This is a genomic window from Streptomyces bobili (genome assembly GCF_002154575.1).
Lineage (GTDB): Bacteria > Actinomycetota > Actinomycetes > Streptomycetales > Streptomycetaceae > Streptomyces > Streptomyces bobili.
Map to the genome: position 1 here is coordinate 1 of NZ_MUBA01000618.1, position 2,984 is coordinate 2,984.

The following is a 2,984-nucleotide window of genomic DNA, read 5'->3' on the forward strand; positions in this document are numbered from 1 at the left end:
GGCACGGCGTCGGCGGGTGGGGGCGGAAACGATTCGCATGACTCGCATGAAGTCGGGTAGCCGCGCGCCCATGGCTCGACCACAAGCACATCGATCCGGAACCCACGACAGACCGCACGACAGTCCCCGCACGGGACTCAGCCGCCGCTCCCTGCTTGCCGGAGCGGTGTCGCTGGGCGCGGCGGGAGCCCTCGGGGCGGCCGGCTGCAGCCGCGTCCCGGACGACGGAAAGGTACTGGGGGGCAGTCTCCTGGAGACCCTGCGCGATCAGGGGTCCGTGAAGATCGGCATCGCCAGTGAGCCGCCTTTCGGATATGTCGGAGACGACGGGCAGGCCACCGGAGAAGCTCCCGCGATCGCGGAGGTGATCTTCAAACGGCTCGGCATCGACGAGGTCAAGCCGGTTCCGGTGGATTTCGGCGCCCTGATACCCGGACTGAAGGCCCGGCAGTTCGATGTGGTGTCCGCCGGGATGTACATCAATCCGATCCGGTGCGAACAGGTGCTGTTCGCCGACCCGGATTACCTGATGCTGGACTCCTTCATCGTCAGGAAGGGCAATCCGCACGGCATCAGGACCTATGAGGACGTCAAGAAGAAGGGCCTCAGGCTCGCCTCCGGCAAGGCGTACGCCCAGATCGACTACGCCAAGGCCGCCGGCATCGCCGACGTCCTGGTCCTGCCGGACCAGGTGGCCGGCATCGACGCGGTGGCCCAGGGCCGGGTGGACGCCTTCGCGGGCACCCGCATCACGGTGAAGTCGGCGGTGGAGGGCTCCGGCCGGGTGTCGGCGACCGAGCCGTTCCAGCCCGTGATGGACGGCAAGCCCGCCTACGGCGCGGGCGGATTCGCCTTCCGGCTGTCCGAGAAGAACTTCCGGGACGCCTTCAACAAGGAAGTGCTGAAGCTCAAGCGCGACGACTACAAGGAGCTGCTGGAGATCGTCAGCCCCTTCGGCTTCGGCATGGCCGACATGACGGACCTCACAGCGAAGGAGCTGTGCGGCTGATGATGAGTTCGGAGTTCTTCACCACCTGGTTCCTGCCGGGCATCTGGGTCACCGTCCAGGTGACGGTGTACGCCGCCGCCCTCGGCGCCGCGATCGCGTTCGGGATCGGCCTCGCCCGCGGTTCGCGGCACTGGATCGTCCGCTTCGTCGCCGGTATCTACTTCGAGGTCTTCCGGGGCATGTCGGCGCTCGTGCTGATGTTCTGGATGTTCTTCGCGCTGCCCCTCCTCGGCTGGCAGCTGGTGCCCATGTGGGCCGGCGTCAGCGCGCTCGGTCTCACCTACGGCGCCTACGGCTCCGAGGTCGTCCGCGGCTCCCTGGCCGCCGTCACCCCGGCGCAGAGGGAAGCGGGCATCGCGCTCAACTTCACCCGCTGGCAGCGGCTGCGCCTGATCGAGCTGCCGCAGGCCTGGCCCGAGATGGTGCCGCCGTTCAACAACCTGCTGATCGAGCTGCTGAAGGGCACCGCCCTTGTCTCGGTCATCACGGTGGCCGACATGACGTTCGCCGGCAACCTGCTCCGGCTCGGCACCAACGAGACCACCCCGGTCTACACCCTGCTGCTGGTCCTCTACTTCGTGCTCGCCTTCCTCATCACCCGCGGCATGCGGCTGCTGGAGCGCAGGGCGAAGGCCGGGATCGGACAGCGTCCGGAGAAGTCCGGCGGGATCGGCCGGAAGCCCGTCGCCCGCGACGAGAGCCTGGGGGCCGGTTCGCAGTCGCAGTCGCATTCGCAGTCCGCGGGAGGTACGGCATGAGCTGGGACTGGAACGTCGTGGACGATTTCATGCCGCGGTTCTGGGACGGCGTACTCGTCACCCTCCAGGCCCTGGCCGTCGGCACGCTGATCGCCTTCGCGCTGGGCCTGGTGTGGGCGCTGGCGCAGCGCTCGCCGCGGGTCTGGGTGCGCTGGCCGGTCGTCGCCGTCACGGAGTTCATCCGCAACACACCGCTGCTGGTGCAGCTGTTCTTCCTCTTCTACGTGGTGCCGAACTTCGGCCCGTCGATGTCGCCGCTCGCCACCGGCATCGTCGGCCTCGGGCTGCACTACTCCACGTACACCGCCGAGGTCTACCGGGCGGGCATCGACGGCGTCCCGGCCGGCCAGTGGGAGGCCGCGACGGCGCTGAGCCTGCCCAAGGGCCGCACCTGGCGGGCGGTGATCCTTCCGCAGGCGATCCGCCGGGTCGTGGCACCGCTGGGCAACTACGTCGTCGCCATGCTCAAGGACTCGCCGATGATCGCGACCATCGGCGCCTTCGACATGCTCGGCGAGGCCCAGTCGTTCAGCAACGAAACCTTCACCACGGAGGCGCTCACCGTCGTGGGGGTGGCCTTCATCGTCATCGCCTACCCCGCCTCCCTCCTGATCCGAGCCCTGGAGCGACGCCTTGTCCGCTGACACCAATCCCACCGGCACCAACCCCGCCGGCTCCGACCCCGCAGAGAACGGCCCCGCCCTGGTCAATCCGCCGGTGGACGGCAGCGAACTGATCCGCTTCGACAAGGTCACCAAGCGGTTCGGCGACAACACCGTCCTCGACCGGCTCGACTTCTCCGTCGACTCCGGCAAACACGTCACGCTGATCGGCCCGTCGGGTTCCGGCAAGACGACGATCCTGAGACTCCTGATGACCCTGGCCGAGCCCGACGAGGGCACGATCAGGGTGGGCGGCGAGTATCTGACCCACGAGGAACGCGACGGCAAGCTGGTCCGGGCCGGCGAGAAGCACGTCCGCGAGGTCCGCAAGAACATCGGGATGGTGTTCCAGCAGTTCAACCTCTTCCCCAACATGAAGGTGCTGCGCAACATCACCGAGGCCCCGGTCACCGTCCTCGGCCTGTCCAGGGACGAGGCCGAACAGCGGGCCCGCGACCTGCTCGAACTCGTGGGCCTGACCGAGCACCTGGACAAGTACCCGACCCAGCTGTCCGGCGGCCAGCAGCAGCGGGTGGCGATCGCCCGCGCGCTGGC

4 protein-coding genes are annotated in these 2,984 nt (G+C 68.3%); all 4 read left to right on the forward strand.

Annotation, left to right across the window (positions count from 1 at the left end; all coding sequences use genetic code 11):
- The first annotated feature begins 70 nt into the window (after window positions 1–70).
- Window positions 71–1,009 carry an ectoine/hydroxyectoine ABC transporter substrate-binding protein EhuB gene (ehuB, locus tag BZL64_RS34985; protein ID WP_167396247.1) on the forward strand — a complete coding sequence of 313 codons (939 nt, stop codon included), beginning with the start codon at window positions 71–73 and terminating at the stop codon, window positions 1,007–1,009.
- Window positions 1,009–1,767, forward strand: coding sequence for an ectoine/hydroxyectoine ABC transporter permease subunit EhuC (gene ehuC / locus BZL64_RS34990; RefSeq protein ID WP_086773093.1), 759 nt, complete (start codon window positions 1,009–1,011; stop codon window positions 1,765–1,767). The genes ehuB and ehuC overlap by 1 nt, the downstream gene beginning before the upstream one ends.
- The gene (ehuD, locus tag BZL64_RS34995; RefSeq protein ID WP_086773092.1) at window positions 1,764–2,411 is read left to right on the forward strand and encodes an ectoine/hydroxyectoine ABC transporter permease subunit EhuD; all 648 of its coding nucleotides are present in this window, start codon (window positions 1,764–1,766) and stop codon (window positions 2,409–2,411) included. Before ehuC ends, ehuD begins: the two co-directional genes overlap by 4 nt.
- Window positions 2,401–2,984 (forward strand): amino acid ABC transporter ATP-binding protein (locus tag BZL64_RS35000; RefSeq protein ID WP_425276105.1); only part of this gene is annotated, 584 nt, incomplete at its 3' end. The genes ehuD and BZL64_RS35000, both read left to right, overlap by 11 nt.